Annotated in this window: 28 protein-coding genes; 10 read left to right on the top strand and 18 right to left on the bottom strand. The window is 61.0% G+C overall.

Features of this window, described 5'->3' with window-relative positions:
- The first annotated feature begins 140 nt into the window (after positions 1–140).
- The 8 genes from rpmH to yihA all read left to right on the top strand — a co-directional run bounded on the left by rpmH (position 141) and on the right by yihA (position 7660).
- A complete protein-coding gene (rpmH, locus tag F3W81_RS19885) occupies positions 141–275 on the top strand; it encodes a 50S ribosomal protein L34 (RefSeq protein ID WP_193081254.1) in 135 nt (44 codons plus the stop codon).
- Positions 276–314: 39 nt separating this feature from the next.
- On the top strand, positions 315–860 hold the full coding sequence (gene rnpA, locus F3W81_RS19880; protein ID WP_193081252.1) for a ribonuclease P protein component: 546 nt from the start codon (positions 315–317) through the stop codon (positions 858–860).
- Entirely contained in the window at positions 857–1078 is a 222-nt protein-coding gene (yidD, locus tag F3W81_RS19875; RefSeq protein ID WP_193081250.1) for a membrane protein insertion efficiency factor YidD, read from the top strand. The genes rnpA and yidD overlap by 4 nt, the downstream gene beginning before the upstream one ends.
- A 124-nt stretch (positions 1079–1202) precedes the next feature.
- Positions 1203–2066, top strand: coding sequence for a tRNA 2-thiocytidine(32) synthetase TtcA (gene ttcA / locus F3W81_RS19870; RefSeq protein ID WP_193081248.1), 864 nt, complete (start codon positions 1203–1205; stop codon positions 2064–2066).
- 96 nt (positions 2067–2162) lie between these two features.
- Positions 2163–3665 carry a putative bifunctional diguanylate cyclase/phosphodiesterase gene (locus F3W81_RS19865; protein ID WP_226941756.1) on the top strand — a complete coding sequence of 501 codons (1503 nt, stop codon included), beginning with the start codon at positions 2163–2165 and terminating at the stop codon, positions 3663–3665.
- A 758-nt stretch (positions 3666–4423) separates the two neighbouring features.
- Complete coding sequence (yidC, locus tag F3W81_RS19860) at positions 4424–6274, top strand: membrane protein insertase YidC (RefSeq protein WP_193081244.1); 1851 nt, start codon at positions 4424–4426, stop codon at positions 6272–6274.
- A 1-nt stretch (position 6275) separates the two neighbouring features.
- Positions 6276–7010 (top strand): MOSC domain-containing protein, encoded by a 735-nt coding sequence (locus F3W81_RS19855; protein ID WP_193081242.1) that lies wholly within the window; start codon positions 6276–6278, stop codon positions 7008–7010.
- Positions 7010–7660: a ribosome biogenesis GTP-binding protein YihA/YsxC gene (gene yihA / locus F3W81_RS19850; protein WP_193084057.1), complete on the top strand. Its 651-nt coding sequence runs from the start codon at positions 7010–7012 to the stop codon at positions 7658–7660. The genes F3W81_RS19855 and yihA overlap by 1 nt, the downstream gene beginning before the upstream one ends.
- 73 nt (positions 7661–7733) lie before the next feature.
- Here yihA and F3W81_RS19845 read toward each other — a convergent pair whose 3' ends face one another.
- Together F3W81_RS19845 and F3W81_RS19840 are read right to left on the bottom strand one after the other, a co-directional pair.
- The gene (locus F3W81_RS19845) at positions 7734–8246 is read right to left on the bottom strand and encodes an outer membrane protein (protein WP_193081241.1); all 513 of its coding nucleotides are present in this window, start codon (positions 8244–8246) and stop codon (positions 7734–7736) included.
- A 145-nt stretch (positions 8247–8391) separates the two neighbouring features.
- Positions 8392–8973, bottom strand: a complete 582-nt coding sequence (locus tag F3W81_RS19840) for an outer membrane protein (protein ID WP_193081240.1) — start codon at positions 8971–8973, stop codon at positions 8392–8394.
- Between the two features lie 352 nt (positions 8974–9325).
- Between F3W81_RS19840 and argB the strand changes: the two genes are divergently transcribed.
- Positions 9326–10192 carry an acetylglutamate kinase gene (gene argB, locus F3W81_RS19835; protein WP_193081238.1) on the top strand — a complete coding sequence of 289 codons (867 nt, stop codon included), beginning with the start codon at positions 9326–9328 and terminating at the stop codon, positions 10190–10192.
- A 66-nt stretch (positions 10193–10258) separates the two neighbouring features.
- The gene (locus tag F3W81_RS19830; RefSeq protein ID WP_193084056.1) at positions 10259–10753 is read left to right on the top strand and encodes a SixA phosphatase family protein; all 495 of its coding nucleotides are present in this window, start codon (positions 10259–10261) and stop codon (positions 10751–10753) included.
- Positions 10754–10840: 87 nt separating this feature from the next.
- On the opposite strand, the gene F3W81_RS19825 is transcribed toward F3W81_RS19830, so the two are convergent.
- From F3W81_RS19825 to secY, 16 genes are all read right to left on the bottom strand, one after another.
- Positions 10841–11638: an amino acid ABC transporter ATP-binding protein gene (locus F3W81_RS19825; RefSeq protein WP_319022279.1), complete on the bottom strand. Its 798-nt coding sequence runs from the start codon at positions 11636–11638 to the stop codon at positions 10841–10843.
- Positions 11639–11650: 12 nt separating this feature from the next.
- Positions 11651–12967 carry an amino acid ABC transporter permease gene (locus F3W81_RS19820; protein ID WP_193081237.1) on the bottom strand — a complete coding sequence of 439 codons (1317 nt, stop codon included), beginning with the start codon at positions 12965–12967 and terminating at the stop codon, positions 11651–11653.
- 1 nt (position 12968) lies between these two features.
- Entirely contained in the window at positions 12969–14225 is a 1257-nt protein-coding gene (locus F3W81_RS19815) for an amino acid ABC transporter permease (protein ID WP_193081236.1), read from the bottom strand.
- Between the two features lie 128 nt (positions 14226–14353).
- Entirely contained in the window at positions 14354–15373 is a 1020-nt protein-coding gene (locus F3W81_RS19810) for an amino acid ABC transporter substrate-binding protein (RefSeq protein WP_193081235.1), read from the bottom strand.
- A gap of 230 nt (positions 15374–15603) precedes the next feature.
- Positions 15604–16320, bottom strand: coding sequence for an ATP12 family chaperone protein (locus F3W81_RS19805; protein ID WP_193081234.1), 717 nt, complete (start codon positions 16318–16320; stop codon positions 15604–15606).
- Positions 16321–16331: 11 nt separating this feature from the next.
- Positions 16332–17021: an HAD-IA family hydrolase gene (locus tag F3W81_RS19800; protein ID WP_193081233.1), complete on the bottom strand. Its 690-nt coding sequence runs from the start codon at positions 17019–17021 to the stop codon at positions 16332–16334.
- A complete protein-coding gene (locus tag F3W81_RS19795) occupies positions 17018–18067 on the bottom strand; it encodes an RluA family pseudouridine synthase (protein WP_193081232.1) in 1050 nt (349 codons plus the stop codon). The genes F3W81_RS19800 and F3W81_RS19795 overlap by 4 nt, the downstream gene beginning before the upstream one ends.
- Positions 18064–18447: a fluoride efflux transporter CrcB gene (crcB, locus tag F3W81_RS19790; RefSeq protein ID WP_193081231.1), complete on the bottom strand. Its 384-nt coding sequence runs from the start codon at positions 18445–18447 to the stop codon at positions 18064–18066. The genes F3W81_RS19795 and crcB overlap by 4 nt, the downstream gene beginning before the upstream one ends.
- 54 nt (positions 18448–18501) lie before the next feature.
- Complete coding sequence (locus tag F3W81_RS19785) at positions 18502–19827, bottom strand: replication-associated recombination protein A (RefSeq protein WP_193081230.1); 1326 nt, start codon at positions 19825–19827, stop codon at positions 18502–18504.
- Complete coding sequence (locus F3W81_RS19780; protein WP_193081229.1) at positions 19828–21240, bottom strand: trypsin-like peptidase domain-containing protein; 1413 nt, start codon at positions 21238–21240, stop codon at positions 19828–19830. It lies immediately after the preceding gene.
- 155 nt (positions 21241–21395) lie between these two features.
- On the bottom strand, positions 21396–21812 hold the full coding sequence (gene rplQ, locus F3W81_RS19775) for a 50S ribosomal protein L17 (RefSeq protein WP_193081227.1): 417 nt from the start codon (positions 21810–21812) through the stop codon (positions 21396–21398).
- A gap of 299 nt (positions 21813–22111) precedes the next feature.
- Entirely contained in the window at positions 22112–23128 is a 1017-nt protein-coding gene (locus F3W81_RS19770; RefSeq protein WP_193081226.1) for a DNA-directed RNA polymerase subunit alpha, read from the bottom strand.
- A 116-nt stretch (positions 23129–23244) separates the two neighbouring features.
- Positions 23245–23637, bottom strand: a complete 393-nt coding sequence (gene rpsK / locus F3W81_RS19765) for a 30S ribosomal protein S11 (RefSeq protein ID WP_119398459.1) — start codon at positions 23635–23637, stop codon at positions 23245–23247.
- A gap of 15 nt (positions 23638–23652) precedes the next feature.
- Positions 23653–24021, bottom strand: coding sequence for a 30S ribosomal protein S13 (gene rpsM / locus F3W81_RS19760; RefSeq protein WP_193081225.1), 369 nt, complete (start codon positions 24019–24021; stop codon positions 23653–23655).
- Between the two features lie 337 nt (positions 24022–24358).
- Complete coding sequence (locus tag F3W81_RS19755) at positions 24359–25003, bottom strand: adenylate kinase (protein ID WP_193081224.1); 645 nt, start codon at positions 25001–25003, stop codon at positions 24359–24361.
- Positions 25000–26361, bottom strand: a complete 1362-nt coding sequence (secY, locus tag F3W81_RS19750; protein WP_193081223.1) for a preprotein translocase subunit SecY — start codon at positions 26359–26361, stop codon at positions 25000–25002. Before secY ends, F3W81_RS19755 begins: the two co-directional genes overlap by 4 nt.
- Positions 26362–26410: the final 49 nt, after the last annotated feature.

Genomic DNA, 26410 nt, shown 5'->3' with positions numbered 1-26410 from the left:
CGGGCCTCGGGGCGATTCCCGGATTGCACCCGCTTTGCCCTTTCCCGAGCGGGACGACCTTTTAACAGAGGTTTGAGCGCGAAGGATCAAATACACGCCCCGGTGGACCTGCCGGCGGGGATACAAACGGAGACGGAGCGATGAAACGCACCTACCAACCTTCGAACCTGGTCCGCTCGCGGCGCCACGGTTTCCGCGCTCGCATGGCGACCAAAGCTGGCCGGAAAATCCTGAACGCACGCCGCGCACGCGGCCGGAAAACGCTGAGCGCATAAGTTCGCGCCAGCCCTTCCAATATGGAAGCGGTTCTGAACATGACACCGCCGAATGCCAAACCCGATCCCGCACCAGCGGCGCAGACGGTGGACGCTTCGGCGGTTTCATCATGTCTGGACGGTGGATATTCTGACGCCCCTGCCCCGGTTCCCAGCGAGGCGGTCAACGCCGATACGGTGAACGGATTCCGTCGCTCGGGTGTTCTCAACGTCATGATCAAGCGGGCGGATTTTCTGCTGGCGTCGCGCGCCAAGCGGCACGGTGGCCCGGCCATGCTGGTGCAGGCGCGAAAGCGGGCCGAGGGCAGCACAGATGTCGCGCGCGTCGGCTTTACCTGCTCCAAAAAGGTCGGCAATGCCGTGGCACGCAACCGCGCCAAGCGGCGGCTGCGCGAGATTGCGCGCGCCGTGCTGCCCGAGATGGCGCAACCCGGCTGGGATTACGTTCTGGTCGGACGCAAGGACAGCACCGCCGCGCGCCCCTTCGACCTGCTGCTGAGCGATCTGCGAGTCGCGCTGGACCGCCTTCATGCCGGTCAGGGGGATACGCCGCGCCCCTACCCCGCCAAGGGCAAGCTCAAGTGACGCCCCTCGCCTGGGTCCTGGCGCTGCCGATCCGCAGCTACCGGGCGGTGTTTTCGCCCTGGGTTGGTCACAACTGCCGCTATGATCCGACGTGCTCCGCCTACATCCTTGAAGCGCTGGAAAAACATGGCGCGATCAAGGGCTTCTGGCTGTCTGTCCGCCGCGTCGCGCGCTGCCACCCCTGGGGCGGCATGGGCGTCGATGACGTACCGGACTGACACCGCGCGCCAAACAGAGGCCAGGCCACTCTCGCCATGTGACTCGGCCAGCAGACTTGTTAAACAGATCCATCACGGTTCGGAGCCCATGCTCTGACATCAGTCTCACGGGAGTGCACGGGCCATGCTCGACGAGCGCGACGATATTCACCCGCTCTTTCACGGGGCGCCTTCCTCGACAGAGTTTCGCAAGCTGCGCAAGCGGATCGTGCGCCAGACCCGCGAGGCGATCGAACAATACGGCATGATCGAACGTGGTGGCAAATGGCTGGTTTGCCTGTCCGGCGGCAAGGACAGTTATACCCTGCTGGCGGTGCTTTATGAGCTGAAATGGCGCGGCCTGCTGCCGGTGGATCTGGTGGCCTGCAATCTGGATCAGGGTCAGCCGAACTTTCCCGCGACCGTTCTGCCGGAGTTTCTGGAAAAGATGGGTGTCCCGCATCGCATCGAATATCAGGACACCTATTCCATCGTGATGGACAAGGTGCCTGCCGGCCGTACCTTCTGTGCGCTGTGTTCACGGCTGCGTCGCGGCAATCTGTACCGCATCGCGCGCGAAGAAGGTTGCACGGCCGTGGTTCTGGGGCATCACCGCGACGACATTCTAGAGACATTTTTCATGAACCTGTTCCACGGCGGCCGTCTGGCCACGATGCCGCCGAAACTGGTGAACGAGGAAGGCGATCTGTTCCTCTATCGCCCGCTGGCCCATGTCGCTGAGGTGGATTGCGAGAAATTCTCCAAAGCGATGAATTACCCTATTATTCCATGTGATCTCTGCGGTTCCCAAGACGGATTGCAGCGTCAGCAGGTGAAACAGATCCTTGATGGCTGGGAGCGCAACAGCCCTGGGCGGCGTCAGATCATGTTCCGCGCGCTGATGAATGCGCGCCCCTCGCATCTGCTGGACCCCAAGCTGTTCGATTTCGCCGGGCTGATGCTGGGGGCGAAACCCACAGAAGAGGATGCGATTCCGCGTCTGCGTTAAACCGCTGTTGAAGTTCTCACTCTAGCGTGACCCCCGACGACGATGGGACATGCGCAGATGCCAGAACTGACCAGGACTAGATTTACAAGGGCCCGGATGCGGGCGCAGACTGTGCTGACCGGACCGCTGATGCTGGCGACAGTGCCCGCTGTCTGTCTGGGCGCGTTCTGGCTGGCGGGCGAGGCGGCGCTGATTGCCACCGCGCTCAGCCTCTCCGCCTTGTATGCGTTTCTGGCAGGTGTGCGCCCGACCGAATCCGACCCCAGCCGCGATATTGTGACCGGTCTTGGGATGCGCGGCAGTCTGGATCTGGCGATGGACGCGGCCCTGTCCCTGCAGGCAACATCCGCGCGCAAGACCGCCTGCATGATGGTCCAGATCGATGATTTCGACGACTTTTCAGAGCGATACGGTCAGGCCGCTGCAGAAGACGTGCTGAACCGCATGGCGCAGCGATTGCGCGGTGCGCTGCGCGATGATGACATTCTGTGCAAGATCGGCCCCGCCACCTTTGGGATCGGCATCGCGCCTGTCACCCAGGTCGATCTTGAAACGACCATTCAGCTGGCCTCGCGGCTGCAATCCGTTGTCGAAGATCCTTTGGCGCTGGATGCCACGACAGTTTATGTCTCCTGCTCGATCGGGTTCTGCCTCGGCACGCGCAGCCCCTTGTCCACCGGCGCCTCTCTGGTCGCGGCAACCCAGAACGCGTTGAGCGAGGCGCTGCGCTTTGCGCCCTCAGCCATCCGGTCGTTTTCGGCGGATATGCAGCGCACGCATCTGGCCCGGACCGCCCTGACGGACGAGGTATCGGCCGCACTGGAAAACGGACAGATCGTGCCGTTCTTTCAACCGCAATTGTGCACCGACACGGGCCTTGTCTCTGGCTTCGAGGCGCTGGCGCGCTGGTGCCACCCTGAGCGTGGACTGATCTCTCCCGCAGAGTTTCTTCCGGTGATCCAGCACTCTGGCCAGATGGAACGGCTTGGTGATCTGATGCTGGTTCAGTCGCTGATTGCCCTGCGCCGCTGGGATGAAATGGGGCTGAATGTCCCGCAGGTCGGGGTCAATTTCGCCACGGATGAACTGCGCAATCCGCGCCTGATGGAAAAGGTGCGCTGGCAACTGGACCGCTATGGGCTGAAGCCGGAGCGGCTGGCGGTAGAGGTGCTGGAAACGGTCGTGGCAGACTCGCCTGAAGACGTTGTGTCACGCAATATCAATGGGTTGTCCAAGCTGGGGTGCAAGATTGATCTGGATGATTTCGGGACAGGGCATGCCTCAATCTCGTCCATCCGGCGGTTTTCGGTTGAGCGGCTCAAGATCGACCGCAGTTTCGTGATGAAGGTCGACAAGGATATCGATCAGCAACGCATGGTCTCGGCCATACTGACCATGGCGGAACGTCTTGGGCTGGAGACATTGGCCGAAGGGGTGGAGACACCGGGCGAACATGCCACGCTGGCGCAGCTTGGATGCGGCCATGTGCAAGGGTTTGAAATCGCGCGTCCGATGCCGTTTGATCAGACTGCGGAATGGGTACGTACGCACCATGCAGGCCTCATCACCGCGCCGAAATTCGGGCGGGATGCCGGGTAAAGAACTCTCTGGCTGACTGCGTCGGGCCAGTTGGGCCTTCGGGGGAGCAAACACCAATGCCATGACGCCTGAACAGAGAGCAGGCTGAACTCCGGTGCAGCCAAGATATGGTGATGGCATAGTCCCGTGAATTTTGCCGGGTCGACGAAAGCGTTCGCAAATGGGTCTCTGGCCAAACGACTCGTTGGCGAGGCGGCAAGACAACCGCCGCCTGTCTTCACTTTCTCGCGTTGCAGATGGCGAGGGCACGCATCGGCGGTTTTCACCGAAGTCCCCGCATCAGCAGAGGGAAAGGGCGGCGACACCGTTCGACTGCAGCGTATGTTTGCCTTCAGTCCCGTGAGCATTAACCATGTCACGCAGTCTCAGCGAGGCGGTCTTCACAGTAAGAGCCCCCGCGAAAGACTGCAGATAGGTCCGCCAAGTCGTTGCCGGCACAGCGTTAAAGGGAAAATCCTGCGCTCGGCGTATCCGCATCGGGCTTGAAGATGAAATTCTGCGTGAGCGTAAAGGAGTGGTATCGGTCCCGTCTCCGAGCAGTGCGACCGATAGGATCTTGCGACGACAGGATCCCGATCACCCCCCGTAGGCGAGCCGAGAACAGGGGTCTGCATCTCTGGCTGTACCCGGCATACCTTGCAAACATACCTCTGTGATGTCGCAGAATCGGTGAAGGGCCTTGACCTTTGGGCCAGTGACAGGTTGAACGCCCCAAGACCAAATTCCCGTACCGCAAATACCAAGGGTGGCGCAGCGCGATGGACAATCAGAACAAAAACCTCATTCTGGCCACGGTGCTCAGCTTTATCGTTGTCATCATCTGGTTCGTGGTATTTCCACCGCCCGAGCAGGTGCCAGAACAGACCCCGGCCCAGGTCACGCAAAGTGATGTCGGCACCGCCATCGATCCGACGGGTGCCAACAACGGCTCGCTGTCGCCTGGCGGCACGCCCACAGATGCCTCGGCGTCCTCGGTCAGCCCGACCTCGCCCGTGGCAAACTCGCCGCGCATCGAGATCAACACGCCCAGCCTGTCCGGCTCCATCGCCCTTGTCGGCGGTCGGATCGACGATCTGAGCCTGAAGAACTACCGTGAAACGCTTGATCCGGATTCGCCCGACGTCACGCTGTTCCGCCCGCAAGGCAGCCCGACAGATGCCTATTACGCGGTCTATGGCTGGATCCCCGGCACCAACGTCGCCGCAGACGCGGTTCCCGGTGCCGACACCCCCTGGAGCCTGGAGAGCGGCAGCGTTCTGACGCCTGAAACGCCCGTGACGCTGAGCTGGGACAATGGCCAGGGCCTGATCTTCCATCAGACCTACTCGGTCGACGACAAGTTCATGTTCGACATCGCGCAATCGGTCGAGAACACCACTGGTGCCGCCGTCGCGCTGCGCCCCTATGGGCTGCTGCGCCGCCACGGCCAGCCCTCAGACCTGCAGAACTTCTTCGTCGTGCACGAAGGTCTGGTCCGCATGTCCGACGGTGAGCTGGAAGAAGAGACCTTCAAGAAAATCGACAAGATGGACACCGATCCGCGTGAAGGCGCCCGCGCCAGCCGGATCGAAGTCAGCGAAAGTGGCTGGGTCGGTTTCACCGAACACTACTGGATGTCGACACTGATCCCTGGCGATCAGCCGTTCCGCTCGACCGTCAAATACTACGAGACGCCGAATATCTACCAAACCGAAGCCGTTCTGGGCAACGCCGAGGTCGCGCCGGGTCAGACCTATGACGTCGACACCAAGCTGTTCTCGGGCGCCAAGGAATGGGAAACCATCAAGGCCTATGAGGCGCAGGGCGTCACCCGTTTCATCGACTCGATTGACTGGGGCTGGTTCTTCTTCCTGACCAAGCCGATCTTCTGGCTGATCCACTGGTTGCACAGCTTCATCGGCAACATGGGCTGGTCGATCATCGTGATGACGATCTTCCTCAAGGCTCTGCTGTTCCCGCTGGCGTACAAGTCCTACGCCTCCATGGCGAAGATGAAGGAACTGCAGCCGCGCATGGAAGAGATGAAGAAGAAGGCGGGCGATGACCGTCAGAAGCTTCAGAAAGAAATGATGGCGATGTACAAGGCCGAGAAGGTCAACCCTGCTGCGGGTTGTCTGCCGGTCCTGCTGCAGATCCCGATCTTCTTCTCGCTCTACAAGGTGATCTTCGTCACGCTGGAACTGCGTCAACAGCCCTGGATCCTGTGGATCCACGATCTGAGCGCGCCCGATCCATCGTCGATCCTGAACCTGTTCGGCCTGCTGCCCTATGCCACCCCGGGGCCGGAAAGTGCCTTCCACATCATCAGCCTCGGCGCGCTGCCGATCCTGCTGGGTATCTCGATGTGGCTGCAACAGCGGCTCAATCCGGCGCCAGCCGACCCCGCGCAGCAGATGATCTTTGCCTGGATGCCTTGGGTGTTCATGTTCATGCTGGGTCGTTTTGCCAGCGGTCTGGTGCTCTACTGGATCACCAACAACACGATCACGTTCACCCAGCAGTACCTGATCATGCGCAGCCACGGCTTCAAACCGGACGTGTTCGGCAACATCAAGAACGCCATTCCGTTCCGGAAGAAGAAGCCAGCAGACGCCAAAGGCACGAAATGACATGAGCAGGGTCGCGCAGATCTGGAGGCATCCGATCAAAGGGATCGGTGCCGAACCACTGGAGCGCGCGGCCCTGACGCCTGACAGGCCCATGCCCGGTGACCGGGCGTGGGCCTTGCTGACCGGGGCCGCCGAAGACACCGGTGGCTGGCAGAAATGCAACCTGTTCGCCCGTGGCTGCAATGGTCCGCAACTGATGGCCATCACCGCCCGGAGCGAGGGCGAGGTTGTTCACCTGTCCCACCCCACTGCCGGCGCGATCACGATCAACCCGGCGCAGGATGGGCAGAAACTGGTGGCGTGGCTGTCGCCGCTCTGGCCGCAGGAACGCCCCGCGCTGCGACGTCTCATTCAGGCCCCTGAAGAGGGGATGAGCGATGCGCCCTACGCGTGCCTGTCGATCCTTGGCACCGCCTCTCTGGCGGCGCTGTCCGAGGCCTGTGGCGCGCCGCTTGATCCGCGTCGCTTTCGTGGCAATCTCTGGATCGAGGGTTTGCAGCCCTTTGAAGAACTTGACTGGCCGGGCCGGCAGCTGAAGATAGGCGATACCGTTCTGGAGGTTTCCGAACGGATCGACCGCTGCCGCGCGACCGAGACCAACCCCGACACCGGGGAACGCGACATCAACACCCTGCAGGTCTTGCGCAAGACCTGGGGTCATATCGATTTTGGCGTGAAGGCCCGCGTCGTTACCGGCGGCACCATCGCCCTTGGACAGAAAGCGGAACTGCTGTGATCACCCTCCCCTTCCCCCTCGTAGAAGAGCCCGATCATCAGGCCTCCGAAAAAGGCCGCCTGCTGTTTGCCGGGCCCGTCGATTTTGTCAAAGGCGTCGTCCACATGGATGGCCTCCCCGACGCCGACCGGATCGAGGTCTGTTTTGCCGGGCGCTCCAACGTCGGGAAATCCAGCCTGATCAACGCTCTGACCGGTCGTAAAGGGATTGCGCGCGCCTCCAACACGCCGGGTCGGACGCAGGAGATCAACTATTTCAGTCTTGGCGAAGAACGCTATCTCGTCGACCTTCCGGGCTATGGCTACGCCAATGCGCCTCTGGCGGTGGTCGAGAAGTGGCAGCGCCTGCTCAAGCGTTACCTGTCCGGCCGCCAGACCCTGCGCCGCGCCTTTGTGCTGGTGGATTGCCGCCACGGTGTGAAAGCTGTGGATGAAGAGATCATGAAGCTGCTCGACAGTGCCGCTGTGACCTTTCAATGCGTCATGACCAAGGCCGATAAGGTCAAAGAAGATGACCGCGAAGCCATCCTTACGCAGGTGCGCACGGCCCTCGCCAAGCACCCTGCGGCCTTCCCGGAAATCGTCCTGACATCCTCTGAGAAGGGCGACGGCATCGCCACCCTTCGCGCCATCATTGCAGGCCTGGAATAAGGCCTGTGAACGCGATAGGGCGACGTCTTGGGGTAGGTTCCCCCATCGTCGCCCCTCGCGCCCTCAGGGGCGCTTAGAAATGGTAGCTGACGCGGGCTGACAAGGTGTTCACACCCAAGCTGCCACTGCCTGCAAAATCTGAAAATCCCTGATGCATCATCTCGCCGCCGACTGTCAGGTCGGACGAGATGGCATATTCTGCACCAAAGCCCGCCACATAGCCGATTTCAGAGCCGAAGCGTCCATGGGCCTGACCGCCGCCCAGCACGCCGTAGTACAGCGTCTTGCCCTTGACGCGACCGGCGCGCAGCTTGACCAGCGTCATGTCGTCGATCGTGCCCACGCGCGTGCCGATATCAGTCTCGATATACTCAACCTCGCCCCCCAACACCGTTCTGCCCATCTGGCGATTGACGCCGAAGTGCAGGCTGCGGGTGACGTCGTTGCTGTTGCCCAAGGTCAGCCCGACATCCCCACCGAAGTAGGCGCCGGACCAGGGAGCCTCCTGCGCGGTGACCGCACCGGAGTGTGACACAAAGGCCAGAGGGGCCAGACCGATCAAAAGGATGTGCGCTGTGTGTTTCATGCAGAACAAACGCCGCCAGAACACGAAAAGTTCAACTTTTTGGCGATTATTTAACGACGTTTTCGCACCTCAAACGAAACAGGCCCGAGCGGTGAAGCTCGGGCCCTTTCGCTTCCCTGACGGGAAGGGGTCTCTGATCTGGAGATCAGAAGCGGTAGTTGACGCGCGCGACAACCGAGTTACCGGTGTAGTCGTTGCCCGAACCGTTGATGTCCGAGATATCGTCGTACAGGTACTCGGCACCGAGGCTCACATTGTCGGTGACTTTGTATTCTGCACCCAGACCGACGGTGTAGCCGGTGTCGTTGCCGAAGTTGGTGTCGGCGTTGACCGCGCCTGCAACACCGTAGATCAGCGTGCTGCCGGCGTCATAGCCTGCGCGCAGTTTCAGACGGGTCGCGGAATCCGAAGATACACCGGCAACCGAGTCGAAATCGTTTTTCTGGTATTCGAGTTCGCCACCCATGACGTACGAACCGAAGTCGTAGTCGTAGCCAGCGTGCACGCCGTAAACCGTGCCATCGCTCGAACCGGTGCCGGCGTCGAAGTCGCCCCAGCCGAGGCTCAGACCGCCGAAGCCGCCGGTCCAGTCGCCACCGGTGTAAACCGGAGCAGCTGCGGGAACCATAACGACGGGTTCAGCGGGTGCCGGTGCATAGGAACCAGCGAATGCCGGGCCTGCGACGACGACGGTTGCGACTGCTGCGATGATTTTATTGCGAAGCATTGTAGTCTCCTGATTTGTCTCTCGAGGCTTTCGCCCCTGCCCCGGGCCTGTCCCCGAAGCAATTCCAACGCGCGTTCTTCCGCGTTCGAGGCACAAACGACTTAGATCGGAGGGAAGTTCCATAGGGCACGAACACGTCCCCGTAATGTCGGCCAGTTTGCGCTGAACACCCCCCTGACCGCAGGCGGGCAATCGCCTGAAACTGAAACAATCAGTTCAGTTAGCTTGAGGCCCCCTTGAAATACAAAAACGGGCATTACCAGTAATACCGTTCGACTCGGCTTCGCGGCCCCGCGGGCTTGGCAGGACCGCCCCCACAGCGTATCAAGTGTATGAAACGAGGACACGATAGATGAAGAAGCAGACAGCCATGAACCGAGACTGGATCGCTACCGCCCGCACATTGTCGGAGGCCCTGCCTTACTTGCAGCGGTATGAGGGCGCCATTGTCGTGGTCAAGTTCGGCGGCAATGCCATGGGCGACGACGAGGCGATGTCGACCTTTGCGCGCGATTGCGTGCTGATGCGTCAGGTCGGCGTGAACCCGGTCATTGTTCACGGCGGTGGTCCGATGATCAACGAAATGCTGGAAAAGCTCGACGTGAAAAGCGAGTTCGTCCGGGGCAAGCGGGTCACTGATGCCGCCACGATGCAGGTCGTCGAGATGGTCCTGTCGGGCCAGGTCAACAAACGCATCGTGCAGGCGCTGAACGAACAGGGCGGCAAGGGTGTGGGCCTGTCAGGCAAGGATGCCAACATGATCATCTGCACCCAGACTGATCCTGAGCTCGGTCTGGTCGGCACCCCGGACGAGATCGACACGACCATCCTGCATTCGATGTTCCGCAGCGATATCATCCCCGTGATTGCGCCCATCGGCATGGGCCGCAACGGCGAGACCTTCAACATCAACGGTGACACGGCCGCGGGCGCCATTGCTGCTGCTCTGAAGGCCGACCGCCTGTTGCTGCTGACCGACGTTGCGGGCGTGAAGAACAAGGAAGGCGAGGTCGTCACCGCGATATCAGCCCAGCAGATCCGCGACATGACCGAAGATGGCACCATCGCGGGCGGGATGATTCCCAAGACGGAAACCGCCCTTGCTGCCATTGAGGGCGGTGTGCGCGCCGTGGTCATTCTGGATGGACGTGCGCCCAATGCTGTCTTGCTGGAGCTGTTCACCGAACATGGTGCCGGCTCGATGATCCGCGCTGACTGAGGGCGCTTGCAAGACCAGCTCAAGCCTCCGGGCTTGGGCGACCCTGTTCAGGTTTGCGAGGGCGTGATGGCGAAGCGGTTGATCCTGATGCGGCACGCCAAATCCAGCTGGGCCACCCTTGGTCAGCTCGATCACGACCGCCCTTTGAATACACGCGGCCAGCTCTCCGCCAAGGCTCTGGGGCGCTGGCTGGAGGCGCAGGGGTACGAAGCTGACCTCGCCCTCGTCTCAACTGCGCAGCGCACTCAGGAGACTTATGCGGGCCTCGAGAGTGGGTCTGAGTTGCGTCTGCTCGACAGCCTCTACAACGCCGGGCCAGCTGCGATCATGGCAGCGCTGCGACAGGCCGAAGGCGACTGCGTGCTGCTGATCGCCCATAACCCCGGTATCGGTGACTTTGCGCAACGCGTCGTTGCGATTCCGCCCGATCACCCGCGGTTTGACGATTATCCGACCGGGGCGACTCTGGTGGCCGATCTTGAAATCGCCGATTGGACGGATCTGACATTCGGCGCAGCGATCACGACGGATTTCATTACAGCGCGCAATTTGACTGACTGACGCGAGGACAGACAAAATCCTGTGAAACGCAAAACCCGCCCGAAATATCCGGGCGGGCGTATTTTGCAGCGAACGATTCGCGGTGTCCTAGTGGCCGAGAATCTGGCTGAGGAACAGTTTGGTGCGTTCCGAACGAGGATTGTTGAAGAATTCCTCAGGCTCGTTCTGCTCCACGATCTGGCCCTGATCCATGAAGATCACACGGTTCGCCACCTGACGGGCAAAGCCCATCTCGTGCGTGACGCAGATCATCGTCATCCCCTCTTGCGCCAGCTCGATCATGGTATCGAGGACTTCCTTGATCATTTCCGGGTCGAGCGCCGAGGTCGGTTCATCAAACAACATGATCCGCGGCTTCATGCAGAGCGAACGGGCAATCGCCACACGCTGCTGCTGACCACCGGAGAGCTGACCGGGGTACTTGTTGGCCTGATCCGGGATCTTCACCTTTTCAAGGAAGTGCATCGCGGTCTCGACGGCTTCTTTCTTGGGTGTCTTGCGCACCCAGATCGGAGCGAGCGTGCAGTTTTCGAGAATCGTCAGGTGCGGGAACAGGTTGAAGTGCTGAAAGCACATGCCCACTTCCGACCGGATCTTGTCGATGTTCTTGAGGTCACTGGTCAGTTCCGTGCCATCGACAATGATCTTGCCGGACTGATGCTCCTCAAGCCGGTTGATGCAGCGGATCATCGTCGACTTGCCCGACCCCGAAGGGCCGGCGATGACGATCCGTTCGCCGCGGTGCACGGTGAGGTCGATGTCGCGCAGCACGTGGAACGAGCCGTACCACTTGTTCATGTTGCTGATTTCGATGGCGACCTCATCCGAGACTTTGAGCGCGGAGGGGGCGATGACGGGCGTCGTGTCAAAAGCGGTGTCAGACATGGGGGATACCTCTTAGCGATGCCCGGTCTGAAGCTTGCGCTCCAGATACATCGAGTAGCGGGACATTGAGAAACAGAAGATGAAGAAAACTGCGCCGATGAAGATGAACAGCTCCCAGTAGATGCCGTTCCAGTTGGCGTCGGCACGGATCGCGTTGGCCAGCCCCAGCGGATCGAACATCGAAATGATCGAGACGAGGGTGGTGTCCTTGAACACGCCGATGAAGGTCGAGACGATACCGGGGATCGAGATCTTGAGCGCCTGCGGCATGACGATCAGCCGCTGCGCCTGCCAGTAATCGAGACCGAGCGAATCGGCGCCCTCGTACTGGCCCTTGCCGAGGGCGGCGAGGCCACCGCGCACCACTTCTGCCATATAGGCAGAGGCGAAGAGCGTGGTCATGATCATGACGCGCAGGATGATGTCGAAGTTGGTGCCCGGCGGCAGGAAGATGTTCAGCAGCGTCGAGGCGACGAACAGCAGGGTAATCAGGGGCACGCCGCGAATGAACTCGATGAACCCGACGCAGAGCGCCTTGACCAGCGGCAGATCCGAGCGGCGACCGAGCGCCAGCAGGATACCGATGGGCAGCGAGAACATGATCGCAGTGACGCCGATGGTGATCGACAGCAGGAAGCCCCCGAACTCACGGCTCTGCACCGAATGAATGGCCAGTGGCGCAATCGCGGAGAGCCCCGAGACCACGTAGCCGGACAGAACGCTCCACCACACGAAGGCGGCGATGGCGGCCAGGAACAGTGAGATACCGGCGTTCACGACCCTGGAGAGGAAGGTGAACACGAAGTAGCCGATGACGAAGCCGAGCAGCGCCGTGATCGGGTTCCAGATCGTGCCACCCCAGAGCAGCCATGCCCCGATGAACGGAAACAGCATGGTAAAGCCCAGCATCTTGGTCGGCGTGCGATCTGCGAACAGGATCGGTGCAAGCGCCACGAAGAGCAGCACAAGAACCAGAACCGGGCGCCAGTAGAGCTCGGATGGATAGAAGCCGAACATCAGCTGCGGCCAGCGTTCGCGGATGACGCCCCAGCAGGCGCCCCCCTGCTCACGCCCGGCGGCAGCCATCATATCGCGGCAATCGGTCAGCGAATTCGCGTTCCAGGTCCCCGAAATGAACCAGGGCAGCAGATGTGCGATCAGATTGACCACGAAAAGAAAGGCGACAATCGTGATGATCGAGTTCAGCCAACCGGAGAACAGGTTGCCGCGCGCCCAGCCCAGCGGACCGACGGTCGACAGGGGTGGCTCTTTCTGCGGCAGCATCGTGTCACGAACGAAAAGGACGGTCTCTGCATGTGTGTCAGCCATCTTAACGCTCCACCAGTTTGACGCGGTTGTTGTACCAGTTCATCACGCCGGAGATGATCAGACTGATCGTGAGGTAGACGAGCATGCCCAGCAGAACCGTCTCAAGCTCGCGCCCGGTCTGGTTCAGGGTGATGCCCATCAGAGTGCCGGTGATGTCCATGTAGCCCACGGCGATCGCCAGCGAAGAGTTCTTGGTGAGGTTGAGGTACTGCGAGATCAGCGGAGGAATGATGACGCGCATCGCCTGCGGCAGAACCACCAGCGACATGATGCGGTTGCCACGCAGACCAAGGGCCGCGGCCGCTTCGGTCTGACCGGTGGAAATCGCCAGAATGCCAGCGCGCACGATCTCGGCGATGAAAGCCGCCGTATAGAGCGACAGCGCCAGCCAGAGCGCGATCAGCGAGTTGCGCATATAGGTGCCGCCGGCGAAGTTGAAGCCCTTCAGCTCAGGATAACCGAGGTGAAACCCGAGGAAAGCCAGCAGGATGGCCGTCGGCAAAACGATGACGGCGAGGCGGGTGTGCCAGGTCCGCGGACGCAGGCCTGTGGCCTCTTGCTTGGCATTGGCGCGGCGGGTGATGTCGCGCGCGATCCACAGCGAAACACCCAGCACGAAGAGGATCGCAAGAAGGTTGATGCTGATGTCGAAGGCGGTGCCGATGTGTAGATTGCCGAGCGAGCGCGAAAACAGCGGCTCGGGGATATAGACGCCGCGGTTGGTGATGGCGATCGTGTCGAAAAGCTTCATCGTGGCGTCTGGATTGTCACCACGAAAGGCGCTCGGCGCCGGCATCGCTTCGATCAGGATGGCCATGCAGAGCACGATCCACATCAGCACCGGGACGTTGCGAAAGATCTCGACGTAGACGGTCATCAGGCGGGCGACCAGCCAGTTGCCCGACAGACGCAACACACCGACGATGACGCCGATGACGGTTGCGGTCGCACAGCCCATGGCCGCAACCAGCAAGGTGTTCAGCAATCCGACAAACGCGGCCCGCAGGTGCGTGGATTGCGAAGAATAATCGATCAGGCGCTGGTTGATGTCGTAGCCAGCGGATTCTCCAAGGAACCCGAAGGACGGCTCTTTGCCTAGGTCATTCAGGTTCTGCGCGGTGTTCATGGTGAGCCAGCCAAACAGCAGCAGCACCGCAACGAGGGCGAGAATCTGGAAAGTGATGGAGCGATACCGGGTATCGTACACAAGCATGGATAGCTTGAACGACTCCGCCGGCGGGTCGGTGAAGGTTGTCATGGTCAGATGATCCCCGTGATCCGGCCCGTTTTTATGATGCGTCTACGCGCGGAGGACCGGTCATTGCTACACCCCGAGGGGCAGATGGCAGAAGGGCGCGGTTTGATCCGCGCCCTTCTCCGTCGTTCTTAGCGGAACGGCGGCGAGTAGATCAGACCGCCTTCGGTCCACTGTGCGTTCAAGCCACGCGCCAGACCGATCGGGGTGTTCTCACCGATGTTTTTCTCAAACAGTTCGCCGTAGTTGCCACCGGCCAGGATCGCGTTCTTCGCCCAGTCATCACTGAGACCGAACATTGCGCCCAGGCTGCCTTCGGTACCCAGCAGACGGTTGATTTCGGGGTTGTTGCCCGGTGCTGCGGCCATGTCGGCTGCGTTTGCCGAGGTGACGCCCAGCTCTTCAGCCGAGATCAGCGCGTTCAGCGTCCACATGTTGATGTCTGCCCATTCGTCGTCGCCGTGACGCACGAGAGGACCAAGCGGCTCTTTCGAGATGATTTCCGGCAGCAGAACATAGTCGGCCGGGTTCTCGAAGGTGGCGCGGGTTGCCGCCAGACCGGAGGCATCCGTGGTGTAGACGTCGCAGGCACCAGCCAGGAATTGCTGCTGCGCTTCGGCGTTGGTTTCGATCGGCACCGGCTCGTAGTTCATGTTGTTCTTGCGGAAGTAGTCAGCAAGGTTGAGCTCGGTCGTGGTGCCGGTCTGGATGCAGACGGTCGCGCCGTCGAGTTCCTTGGCCGAGCTGACGCCCAGTGCCTTGGGAACCATGAAGCCCTGACCATCGTAGTAGTTGATGCCAATGAAGGTGAACTTCAGGTCAACATCGCGCGAGAAGGTCCATGTGGTGTTACGCGCCAGCAGGTCAACTTCGCCAGAGGCGAGAGCGGTGAAGCGGGTCTTGCCGGTTGTCGGGACAAACTCGACTGCTTTGGGGTCACCCAGAACGGCGGCAGCGACGGCACGGCAGATGCCAACGTCAAAGCCAGTCCATTCACCGTTCGCATCGGGGGCCGCAAAGCCCACGAGACCGGTGGTAACGCCGCAGTTCAGTTTGCCGCGTGCTTTAACGTCATCCAGAGTGGCCGCGCCGGCGATGCCAGCGGCCAGACCAGCGACGGTCAACGCGCCAAGAAATACGGTTTTGTTCATGTTTACCTCTTCCTGATTATCCGCCTTTTGAAGGTTGGCGGTTCTACGACCTCAAAGGGCCGTGAGCGAAAGTCGTTAGGGGCGCTCCCCCAACAGTGCCTAAAGTGTGTGCTCATTCATCGCATGTGGTCAAGAGTGACATAACGAAAACTAAACGATCACCCGGCTTCGCGCCGCGAGATGGCGACGAGAATGGCAAACATGTGGTGTGTTGAAACGTCTTCAGGGCGTCAGGAAACGGCCCGTGTCAGATCGGCAAAGTGCTTGGCATGCTGAAACGCGACGCTTTTCCTTCCAGCAACGTCCATAGCATCATCATCGACGCCCCATTGCTCCTGCTGCCAGGTCTCATCGATACGGGATATTTCCCATACACGATTAATTGGCGCCGCATCCAAAAATGCCGCAAAACCAAGCACAAGTGAGCCAGTCAAACTGACCAGATCGTGGAAGGCTGCCAGTTCGAACGCCGAGAGGTCGCGGACACGGCGCGTCAGCACTGCGACAGCCTCGGGATCCTGCGACTGATGGATCACACCCGCGCGCGGATGCAGCCGGGCACCGAGTGTCTGGGCGGCCCAGTCCAGCATCGGATCCCAGGCCTCCTGCTGCCGTTCGACCAGCTCGGTCGGGCTTTCGGCGCGATAGCACAGCAGGTCGCTGTCGCCGTAGTCGGCCAGCAGGTCTGCGACCTCGGCGTGCTGCGGCGTCACCTTGTCGATGGCGGAGTTCGCGGTGCGCGTGTGCGGCATCGAGAGCGGATCAATCACCCCGTCCTGCGCGTCCCACTCAGAGGCGATTTGCAAGGCCAGCGCGCGACTTGGCAGGATCAGCGGCGACTTGGCCGGCGTCTTGACCTCACGCCCGTCGAGCAGGACTGTATAGCCGTTGCCTTGTTCGGCCACGTCGGCGGCCTTCCAGAACCTGCGGGCTTTCCACTCGCTCATCCGGTGCTCCTTTATGTGAGTGTGTCGATAGCCTTGCGCAACGCCGCGGCGTCATCGACCAGAAGGTCGGCATGCGCCAGTTTGGTCGTCGGGTGATAGCCCCAGCTGACCGCAATGGTGCGGATGCCGGCGGCCTTGGCCATGTCGATATCGAACTGTGTGTCGCCAATCATCACGGCATGTTCAGGCGCCACACCGGTTTCGGCCAGAGCGGCCAGAATCATCGAGGGGTTCGGTTTGGAGGGGTGATCGTCCGCGACCTGAATGGTTTGGAAGGCGCGGCTCAGTTGGTAAGTTTCCAGCAGGGCAACCAGACCGCGACGGGATTTTCCGGTGGCGATCCCCAGCAGGGTTTCCGGCTCGGCCGAGAGGGCCTCGACCAGCTCACGCATCCCGGGATAGAGCGGAGAATGCCCTGCCCCGGCGTCCAGACGACGCTGCATGTAGGCGGCCTTGTAGGCAGCAATCAGGCGGTCCAACGTCTCGTCCGGAACCTCGGGCGCCAGAAGGGGCATCGCGACCTCAAGCGACAGACCGACAATGCCCAGGATCTCATCTGGGCGCGGAACTGTCAGCTCTTCTGCGACGAAGGCATCTGTCATCGAGCCGATGATATCGGCCTGACTGTCGGAAAGGGTGCCATCGACATCAAAAATCACGAGGCGAAGTTGTGCGTCGGGGTGCTTGTGCGAATCGGTCATTCCTGGGCCTCGAACGGATCAACGGCGGCATCTTTTTCGGACCAGTCGAAAGACTTCCAGGTCCGGGACATGTGTTCGGCAAGCGGCGCTTCAAGGAACAGCTCCTTGCCGGTGAAGGGGTGCTTGAGGCGCAGAGACCGCGCATGCAGGTGCAGTTTGCGGCTGATGTCGCCGCCGAGTTGCGCGCCCCAGCCATCGCCGAGGTTTTCCTGACCCGACCCACCGTATTTGCCATCGCCAATGATCGGATGCCCAATCTCGGCCATATGCGCGCGCAGCTGGTGCGTGCGCCCGGTGACCGGCACAAGCGCGACCCAAGTCGCGCGCTGCGCCAGCCGCCAGAGGGCGGCGTAATCGGTCACGGCGCGCTTGGCACCGGGGGTCTCATCCACGGCGCGCGGGTGGACGCAGAGCATCTTTTCGCCCTCGCCGTCCTTGCCATGCCCCGGAGCCTTGACCAGACCATAGCTGATCGTGCCCATGTAGGGCGTCGGCACACCGGCGACGAGCGCCCAGTAGATCTTGCGCGTCTCACGCGAGCGGAAGGCGGCGGTCAGCTTTTGTGCGGCTTCGCGGGTCCGCGCCAGCAGCAGCAGCCCCGAGGTATCCTTGTCGAGGCGGTGCACCAGACGCGGTTTTTCCTCGTAGCCGAACTTCAGCGCCTCGGCCATGCCGTCGACATGGCGGGTCTGCTTGCTGCCGCCCTGCACGGGCAGGCCCGGCGGCTTGTTCAGCGCAATGATATGGTCGTCGCGATAGAGCACGCAGGCCTGGATCATCGCCTCGTCCTCGGCCGAGATGCGGCGCTGGACGGGGGCGGTGGTGGGGCGTTCATCCGTGTCGGGCAGCGGCGGAATCCGCAGCTCCTGCCCCGGCGCAAGACGGTGGTTGCTTTTCACCCGCCCGCCATCGACGCGGATCTCGCCCTTGCGGCACATCTTTTCGATGCGGGCCTGACCGAGCTGCGGAAAGGCACGCCGCAGCCAGCGGTCAATCCGCATGCCGTCATCTTCTTGTGAAATCGTAAGTGTTTGTACGCCGCTCATGACAAGACCGCCCGCATGAAAGTGAAGCCCAGCACGATCGCCAGCAGGGACAGGATAAAGGACAGGCCAACGTAGGTGGCCGCTGCGGCCACCTGGCCGCGTTCGAACAGACTGTAGGCCTCAAGCGAGAAGGAGGAAAACGTCGTGAACCCACCCAGAACGCCGGTCACCAGAAAGGCGTTCAGATGGGTCAGCTCCTTGTTGCCCAGCAACACCACCAGCGCCCCCATCAGGAAAGAGCCGAAGATGTTGACGAAAAGCACGCCGAGCGGAATAGGATAGCTTGAGCCGAAAAGACGCAGGATCGCGACGCCCGATAGATATCTAAGGGACGCGCCGATAGCGCCGCCGAGGGCCACTTGTAAAACAGTCAGGATCATTGGCCGTCTGTCGCGCGGAAGCCCCTTGTTGTCAAGGCGCAGCGGGTATGCACGCTAGTCCTCACGACCCTCCGCGCGCTTGATCCGCAGCTTTTCAAAATACTCCAGCCGCTTGCGCAGATCGCGTTCAAACCCACGCTCGACCGGCTGATAGAAGTCTGGCCGTTTCATGCCGTCGGGAAAGTAGTTCTGCCCGGAAAAGCCATCCTCGGCATTGTGATCATAGTCATAGCCCTTGCCATAGCCCTGCTCCTCCATCAGCCGGGTGGGGGCGTTCAGGATATGCTTGGGTGGCATGGCGCTGCCGGTCTTGCGGGCTGCAGCGCGGGCCTGTTTGTAGGCGGCATAGCCGGCGTTGGATTTTGGCGCCAACGCGAGGTAGATCAGCGCCTGTGACAGCGCCAGCTCGCCCTCCGGGCTGCCAAGGCGTTCGTAGACCTGCCAGGCGTCCAGGCAAATTGTCTGGGCCTGCGGGTCCGCCATGCCGATATCCTCGATCGCCATGCGGGTGATCCGACGCGCGAGGAAACGCGGATCTTCTCCGCCCTCCAACATACGCGCAAACCAGTAGAGCGCCGCATCCGGATCACTGCCGCGCACCGATTTGTGCAGCGCCGAGATCAGGTTGTAATGCTCATCGCCGTTCTTGTCGTATTTCGCCGCGCGCCGCATCAGCCGCTTGGCCAGCTCCTCCGGGGTCAGGGGTGCCTTCACCTTCCAGGCCGCAACCTGTTCGAACAGGTTCAGAAAGGCGCGGCCGTCGCCATCGGCCATGCCCAGCAAGGCCTCGCGTGCGGCGGGTTCCAGCGGCAGGGGGCGGCCCAGAGCCTCCTCTCCGCGCTGCGCAAGCCGTTCAAGATCTTCAAAGGAAAGCCGTTCCAGCACAAGCACTTGGGCGCGTGACAGCAGCGCCGCGTTCAGTTCAAAGGACGGGTTCTCGGTCGTGGCGCCGACCAGCAGGATCGTGCCATCCTCCATATGCGGCAGAAAGCCGTCCTGCTGGGCCTTGTTGAAGCGGTGGATCTCGTCGACGAACAGCAGCGTGCCCTGCCCGGTGCGGCGGCGCTGGCGGGCGGTTTCGAATACCTTCTTGAGGTCGGCCACACCAGAGAAGATCGCGCTGATCTGCACGAAATGCAGGTTGGTCTCATGCGCCAACAGACGCGCGATGGTCGTCTTGCCGGTGCCGGGCGGACCCCAGAAAATGATCGAGCCGAGCGACCCTGCCTCAAGCATCACCGTCAGTGGCGCATCAGGCCCAATCACCTGACGCTGGCCGATCACCTCGGCCAGCGTCTGAGGGCGTAGACGGTCCGCGAGCGGGCGCGGCGCGTTGCCCTGCTCCGCTTCCGGGGTGCCGTTGTCGAACAGATCCACCATTCAGAGCCGGAACCGCATCGTCGCCTGCTTGCCGTCACGCAGCAGATCCAGCTCCAGCGAGCGACCGGGATTGCTGAGCGCCTTCTCTGCCACCTTTGGCGAGGTGACATCCTTGCCATTGATCGTCAGGATCACGTCACCGACCTTCAGGCCCGCGCGCTGACCGATGCGACCGGGGTCCTGAATCATCACGCCTGTCGCATCCAGCTGAAGCTGAAATTCATTGATCACGGCAGGGTTTACGTTGATGAGAGTCATGCCGGGAATGGCGGTCTGATCGCCCGTTTCCAAGGCCGCGCGCGCTGGTTCTTCTGGTGCGGCAATCATCGGAACAGTGATGTCGGCCCGCTTGCCACCGCTGAGGCGCGTGACATCTGCCTGACCACCCAGCCCCTTGACCGTCATGCGATAGAGCATCTCTGCCGGGCTGGAGATCGGCTTGCCGTCCACCGCCAGAATGATGTCACCGGGCACGAAGCCCCTGATCGCAAACGGACTTTCGTCATGAAGTGAGTCGATGACCATGCCTTCGGGGCGATCAAGCCCAGCCGCCTCAGCCATGTCGAGGTCCACCGGGTGGCCCGACATGCCCGCCCAGGGACGTTCAAAATGGGTACTGCCAGCGCGGGACTGATCAAGGAACTGACGCACCAAGGCCGCCGGAATTGCGAAACCGATCCCGTTGGAGCCACCTGAGCGGCTGAGGATCGAGGTGTTCACGCCGATCAGGCTGCCGTTCACATCGATCAGCGCCCCACCGGAATTGCCGGGGTTGATCGGCGCATCGGTCTGGATGAAATAACCACGCTCACTGCCCGTCGCGGTGCCGGAGCGCGCGAGGCCAGATACGATGCCAGAGCTGACGGTCTGACCGACGCCGAAGGGGTTGCCGATGGCCAGCACCAGCTCGCCCACCTCAACCGAGTCGCTGTCACGCAGATCGAGGTGCGGAAGGTCCTTCACGCCGTCGAGCTTGAGAATCGCGAGGTCGGAATTTTCGTCTGCCAGCAAGACCTTGGCGTTGAATTCGCGGCGGTCGTTCAGCACGACGCGGATCTCGTCCGCCTGGCCCACCACATGAAAGTTCGACACCACGTAGCCGTCGTCCGACAGGATCACGCCAGAGCCCAACGAGTTCTGCACCTGAGGCCGCACCTGCCCGAAATTCTTGAAGAAATCAGAGAAGATAGGGTCATTGGCAAACGGTGACTGGCGGGTTTCAACGATGCGTTTCGCGTAGATGTTGACCACGGCGGGCGCGGCCGTCTTGACCAGTGGCGCGAAGCCCATCGAAATCTCGGCCTGAGAGGACGGGACCTTGGTTTCCGCAGCAAGCGGCCCTCCCGGACCGAGCGCAAGAAGCGCAACGAGGGCGGAGGCGAGGACGGAACTGCGGGGAATCGAGAAGGTCATGAGGGCCTTTCCTATGATGGATGGCGACCCCGAAGATATGCGGAGCGGGACAGCAAAAAGCAAGGCACAGCCCCGGAACAAAGCAAAACCCCCGGCCACAAGGACCGGGGGTTTGGTTCAAACCATCGTGAGCTTGCGCCCCTCAGGTCCGAGAATTACTCAGCGTCTTCATACGCTTCCAGGCGAGCCTTGTCGGCTTTGCCTTTCGCGTCGAGATCGCGGTCGACGAATTCGATGATCGCCATCGGCGCCATGTCACCATAGCGGAAGCCCGCTTTCATGATGCGGACATAGCCACCCTGACGCTCTTTGTAGCGCGGGCCGAGAACTTCGAACAGCTTGGCAACCAGTGCGTCCTGCTTGAGGCGCGAACCGGCGTTGCGGCGGCTGTGAAGGTCGCCTTTTTTCGCCAGCGTGATCAGTTTTTCAACGATCGGACGCAGTTCTTTGGCTTTCGGCAGCGTGGTTTTGATCTGCTCGTGTTCGATCAGCGAGCCGGCCATGTTGGCGAAGAGCGCCTTGCGGTGCTCATGGGTGCGGTTCAGGCGGCGGTAGCCCCGTGCGTGACGCATGTGTCTTACTCCTATTGCCCTCTACGGGCGGTTTTGCTTTGTCTGGTGATCCATGCGAGCGGATCACTCTCCTTGGGGCGTCATGCCCAGTCTGATTAACGGACCCGAAAAGGCCCTAGAATCGCACGTCGGTATAACGTCGGTATCGCGGCGGTCAACCGTAGGTGCGATTTCGGTCAGGTCGGAGATTAACACATTGCGTGTTTCTTTCCGACCGAACCACCGGGGCGAGGCGCGAACGACCCGTCCCGAAGTCTGAGCAGAGTGGAGGAGGCCCCACCCTGCCCTGTATTGGTATCTTAGAAGTGGTCTTCGAACTTCTTCGCCAGGTCTTCGATATTGTCTGGCGGCCAGTCCTCGACGTCCATACCGAGGTGCAGACCCATGCCGGACAGGACCTCTTTGATCTCGTTCAGCGACTTGCGGCCGAAGTTCGGGGTGCGGAGCATCTCGGCTTCGGTTTTCTGGATCAGATCGCCAATATACACGATATTGTCGTTCTTGAGGCAGTTCGCAGACCGTACGGAAAGCTCCAGCTCGTCCACTTTCTTCAGCAGCAGCGGGTTGAATTCCAGACCGTCGTCGTCGTCCTGACGCGAAGCGCTCTCGGGCTCTTCGAAGTTGACGAAGATCGACAGCTGATCCTGAAGGATACGTGCGGCATAAGCCACGGCATCATCCGGGGTGATCGAACCGTCGGTTTCGATCTTCAGCGTCAGCTTGTCATAATCCAGCACCTGGCCCTCACGGGTGGGCTGAACGTCATAGGAGACTTTCTTGATCGGCGAATAGATCGCGTCGATCGGGATCAGACCGATGGGCGCATCGTCGGGCTTGTTCTTGTCGGCAGCGACATAGCCTTTGCCGGTGTCCACGGTCAGTTCCATGAACAGATCGGCGCCTTCATCGAGGTGGCAGATGACGTGCTCTTTGTTGAGCACTTCGATGCCAGCCGTCTCGGTGATGTCGGCAGCGGTCACGACGCCCGGACCCTTGGCATTGATCGACAGCCGTTTCGGGCCTTCGACTTCCATGCGCAGGGACACGCCCTTGAGGTTCAGAACGATGTCAGTCACATCTTCGCGCACGCCAGCAACGGACGAGAACTCGTGCAGGACGTTGTCGATCTGCACGGAGGTGATGGCGGCGCCCTGCAGAGAGGACATCAGAATGCGGCGCAAAGCGTTGCCGAGCGTCAGGCCGAAGCCCCGCTCCAGCGGCTCTGCGACAACGGTGGCCTGACGGGTCGGGTCATTGCCCGGCTTGACGTCAAGCTGCGTTGGTTTGATCAGCTCGGCCCAATTCTTATGGATCATGCGTGTCTCCTCAATTCCTGTTCTGGCCCCATGTCCGAGGGCTGGAACTCCCGAGGTTAAAATGACGAAAGAGAGGCCGCGCAAACTGCGCAGCCCCCTTCAAAGACCAGTACGGATCAGACCCGGCGACGTTTCGGCGGACGGCAGCCGTTGTGCGCGATCGGGGTCACGTCACGGATCGAGGTGATGTTGAGACCAACAGCAGCCAGAGCGCGCAGAGCCGACTCACGACCCGAACCGGGGCCCTGAACTTCGACTTCCAGCGTTTTGACGCCGTGTTCCTGAGCTTTTTTAGCCGCATCTTCTGCAGCCATCTGAGCGGCGTAAGGGGTCGATTTGCGCGAACCCTTGAAGCCCATGGTGCCAGCAGACGACCACGAAATGGCGTTGCCCTGCACGTCAGAGATCAGGATCTTGGTGTTGTTGAAGCTGGAGTTCACATGTGCGACGCCAGCTGCGATGTTCTTGGAGACCTTTTTCTTGGCCCCACGACGGGTATCACGTGCCATATCTGTTGCGCTCCCTTACTTCTTCTTGCCGGCAATGGCCTTAGCGGGGCCTTTGCGGGTACGAGCATTGGTATGGGTACGCTGACCGCGAACCGGCAGGTTCCGACGGTGACGCAGGCCACGGTAGCAACCCAGATCCATCAGGCGTTTGATGTTCATCTGGGTTTCGCGACGCAGATCGCCTTCAACGGTGAAGTTGGCGTCGATATGCTCACGGATGGAGAGCACTTCGGCGTCCGACAGTTCGTTGACGCGACGGGTCAGGTCGATGTTAACGGCTTCGCAGATGGAACGCGCCGAGGACGGGCCAATTCCGGTGATGTAGGTAAGGGCGATGGGAACCCGCTTTGCAGTCGGGATGTTAACGCCGGCAATACGTGCCAATGTTTCGTCTTCCTTATTGTTGCGGTTCCGTAGCACCAGAACCTTTTTTCACAACACATGGCCCGAGGCTTTTGCCACCGGGCCTGAGTCGTATTCGGCGGTTTCGCGTCAGGCAATCGGAATCACCTTGCACACGAGATAGGGCTGGGTATTGGGGAAAGCGCGAAGCGTCAACCCCTTTTACACCTGTTGCGGCCTCTCCCCGGATTCGGGGGTCATATGGCTACATATCTTGGGGACCGGACTGTGCTGATCCGAAAGCTTGGCCCCCGTGGGTGCCCGTGTCGGTCCCTGTGGGACCGTGTCGGAGGCGAACGCGCCGCCTCCGAAAATCGTGTCAGGCGTCGAGAATGGCGCCGATTGCGGCCTTGACCACATGCATCTCTGCCAGGCCATCGACACGCTGCAGCTTCTTCTTGGCGTGATAGTAGCCAAGCAGCGGCGAGGTCTTCTTGTAATATTCCATCAGACGGGTCTTGAGGCTTTCCTCATTGTCATCCGCCCGGCGCTTGAATTCCGTTCCGCCACAGACCGAGCATTTGCCGTCCGCGGGAATCGGTTTCGTCTTGTCGTGGTAGACTTCGCCGCAGTTGCCACAGGTGGCACGGTGCACGATGCGATCCACCAGAGCTTCGTCGCGGACGCGCAGTTCAATCACCGCGTCCAGCGTCTCGCCCATGTCTGACAGCAGACCTTCCAGCGCGTCGGCCTGAGCCAGCGTGCGCGGGAAACCGTCGAAGATGAAGCCGCCCTTCTTGTCGCCTTCCAGCTTTTCACGGATCAGACCGATCACGATCTCGTCCGTGACAAGTGCGCCGCTGTCCATAACATCCGCGACGACCTTGCCCATCTCGGTACCCGAGCTGCGCGCCTCGCGGAGCATGTCGCCGGTGGAGAGCTGGATCATGTCCCGCTGTTCCATCAGAATTCGCGCCTGGGTGCCCTTACCTGCACCCGGCGGCCCTAGAAGTATAATGTTCATCTACGTGCTGCCCCTTTACGTGTCCGCCGTTTACCTTTGCCGCGCAGCTGGGACTTTTCAATAAGCCCTTCGTACTGATGCGCGAGAAGATGCGATTGCACCTGCTGGATTGTGTCCATCGTGACAGAAACCACGATCAGCACGGAGGTGCCACCGAAGTAGAACGGAATGGCCAGCTGGCCGCGCAGAACCTCCGGCAGAAGACAGACGGCGGCCAGGTATGCGGCGCCCATCACCAGAATACGGTTCACAACGTATTCAAGGTATTCTGCCGTTTTCTTGCCGGGACGGATGCCGGGAATGAAGCCGTTCTGATTCTTGAGGTTATCGGCCACGTCATCGGTCTTGAAGGCGACGTTATGCGTGTAGAAATACGCAAAGAACACGACCATGCCGATGAAGAACAGCAGATACAGCGGCTGACCGGGGCCGAAATAGGCCAGGATCGTCGACATGATCGGGCTGGAATCGGCCCCCGAGAAGGTCGAGATCGTCACCGGCAGCAGCAGCAGGGAGCTGGCGAAAATCGCGGGAATGACGCCGGCCGGGTTCACTTTGATCGGCAGGTGCGACGATCCGCCATCATAGACCTTCATGCCGACCTGACGGCGAGGGTACTGGATGTGGATCTTGCGCAGAGCGCGCTCCATGAAGACGACGAAGGCAATGGTGGCAATCACCAGCACGATCACCGCGAGGATCACGGCCGGGCTGATGGCGCCCGAACGACCCGAGGCAAAGAACTGCGCCAGGGCGGCCGGGATTTCGGCGATGATGCCGACGAAGATGATCAGAGAGATGCCGTTACCGATGCCGCGTGCGGTGATCTGTTCACCGAGCCACATCATGAACATGGTACCGCCGACCAGCGTGATCAGACATTCGACGCGGAAGAACAGGCCCGGATCGCTGACCAGGTCGCCTGATTCGAGCGAAACGGCCAGACCGTAGGCCTGCAGCGTCGCCAGGATCACCGTGCCGTAGCGGGTGTACTGGTTGATCTTCTTGCGGCCCTGCTCGCCCTCTTTCTTCAGTTGCTCAAGCGCCGGGACCATGGAGGTCATCAGCTGAACAATGATCGAGGCGGAAATATAGGGCATGATGCCGAGGGCAAAGATCCCCATCCGACCAAGCGCGCCGCCGGTGAACATCGACAGCATGCCGCCGATCCCCTGCCCTGCACCTTCCATGAAGTTGCGAAGCGCTGCGCCATCGATGCCGGGAACGGGGATATAGGTGCCCAGCCGGCAGATGATCAGAAGGCCAATGGTGAACACGATCCGCTTGCGCAGATCCGTCGCCTTGCTGAGTGCGGCCCATGAGGTGTTGGCCGCCATCTGTTCTGCTGCAGATACCATAAGGCTCTCTCTTATGCATGAACGCCGCCGGGGCCGTTTTCCGGCTCGG

Origin of the sequence: Pseudooceanicola spongiae, assembly GCF_014899185.1 — a bacterium.
GTDB lineage: Bacteria > Pseudomonadota > Alphaproteobacteria > Rhodobacterales > Rhodobacteraceae > Pseudooceanicola > Pseudooceanicola spongiae.
The sequence above is the reverse complement of the archived record's forward strand: the minus strand, read 5'-3'. Positions and strand labels throughout refer to the sequence as shown.

What these genes read in the sequence shown, in the direction of transcription:
- F3W81_RS19805 (WP_193081234.1), bottom strand. Translation starts at nt 16,320, where the DNA reads ATGAGCGAGTGGAAAGCCCGCAGGTTCTGGAAGGCCGCCGACGTGGCC.
- argB (WP_193081238.1), top strand. Translation starts at nt 9,326, where the DNA reads ATGAAGAAGCAGACAGCCATGAACCGAGACTGGATCGCTACCGCCCGC.
- rpsK (WP_119398459.1), bottom strand. Translation starts at nt 23,637, where the DNA reads ATGGCACGTGATACCCGTCGTGGGGCCAAGAAAAAGGTCTCCAAGAAC.
- F3W81_RS19855 (WP_193081242.1), top strand. Translation starts at nt 6,276, where the DNA reads ATGAGCAGGGTCGCGCAGATCTGGAGGCATCCGATCAAAGGGATCGGT.
- F3W81_RS19810 (WP_193081235.1), bottom strand. Translation starts at nt 15,373, where the DNA reads ATGAACAAAACCGTATTTCTTGGCGCGTTGACCGTCGCTGGTCTGGCC.
- crcB (WP_193081231.1), bottom strand. Translation starts at nt 18,447, where the DNA reads ATGATCCTGACTGTTTTACAAGTGGCCCTCGGCGGCGCTATCGGCGCG.
- F3W81_RS19865 (WP_226941756.1), top strand. Translation starts at nt 2,163, where the DNA reads ATGCGGGCGCAGACTGTGCTGACCGGACCGCTGATGCTGGCGACAGTG.
- F3W81_RS19845 (WP_193081241.1), bottom strand. Translation starts at nt 8,246, where the DNA reads ATGAAACACACAGCGCACATCCTTTTGATCGGTCTGGCCCCTCTGGCC.
- F3W81_RS19770 (WP_193081226.1), bottom strand. Translation starts at nt 23,128, where the DNA reads ATGATCCATAAGAATTGGGCCGAGCTGATCAAACCAACGCAGCTTGAC.
- F3W81_RS19795 (WP_193081232.1), bottom strand. Translation starts at nt 18,067, where the DNA reads ATGAGCGGCGTACAAACACTTACGATTTCACAAGAAGATGACGGCATG.
- ttcA (WP_193081248.1), top strand. Translation starts at nt 1,203, where the DNA reads ATGCTCGACGAGCGCGACGATATTCACCCGCTCTTTCACGGGGCGCCT.
- F3W81_RS19840 (WP_193081240.1), bottom strand. Translation starts at nt 8,973, where the DNA reads ATGCTTCGCAATAAAATCATCGCAGCAGTCGCAACCGTCGTCGTCGCA.
- secY (WP_193081223.1), bottom strand. Translation starts at nt 26,361, where the DNA reads ATGGTATCTGCAGCAGAACAGATGGCGGCCAACACCTCATGGGCCGCA.
- F3W81_RS19825 (WP_319022279.1), bottom strand. Translation starts at nt 11,638, where the DNA reads ATGTCTGACACCGCTTTTGACACGACGCCCGTCATCGCCCCCTCCGCG.
- F3W81_RS19755 (WP_193081224.1), bottom strand. Translation starts at nt 25,003, where the DNA reads ATGAACATTATACTTCTAGGGCCGCCGGGTGCAGGTAAGGGCACCCAG.
- F3W81_RS19815 (WP_193081236.1), bottom strand. Translation starts at nt 14,225, where the DNA reads ATGACAACCTTCACCGACCCGCCGGCGGAGTCGTTCAAGCTATCCATG.
- F3W81_RS19800 (WP_193081233.1), bottom strand. Translation starts at nt 17,021, where the DNA reads ATGACCGATTCGCACAAGCACCCCGACGCACAACTTCGCCTCGTGATT.
- F3W81_RS19780 (WP_193081229.1), bottom strand. Translation starts at nt 21,240, where the DNA reads ATGACCTTCTCGATTCCCCGCAGTTCCGTCCTCGCCTCCGCCCTCGTT.
- F3W81_RS19820 (WP_193081237.1), bottom strand. Translation starts at nt 12,967, where the DNA reads ATGGCTGACACACATGCAGAGACCGTCCTTTTCGTTCGTGACACGATG.
- F3W81_RS19785 (WP_193081230.1), bottom strand. Translation starts at nt 19,827, where the DNA reads ATGGTGGATCTGTTCGACAACGGCACCCCGGAAGCGGAGCAGGGCAAC.
- rpmH (WP_193081254.1), top strand. Translation starts at nt 141, where the DNA reads ATGAAACGCACCTACCAACCTTCGAACCTGGTCCGCTCGCGGCGCCAC.
- F3W81_RS19830 (WP_193084056.1), top strand. Translation starts at nt 10,259, where the DNA reads ATGGCGAAGCGGTTGATCCTGATGCGGCACGCCAAATCCAGCTGGGCC.
- yidC (WP_193081244.1), top strand. Translation starts at nt 4,424, where the DNA reads ATGGACAATCAGAACAAAAACCTCATTCTGGCCACGGTGCTCAGCTTT.
- rplQ (WP_193081227.1), bottom strand. Translation starts at nt 21,812, where the DNA reads ATGCGTCACGCACGGGGCTACCGCCGCCTGAACCGCACCCATGAGCAC.
- rnpA (WP_193081252.1), top strand. Translation starts at nt 315, where the DNA reads ATGACACCGCCGAATGCCAAACCCGATCCCGCACCAGCGGCGCAGACG.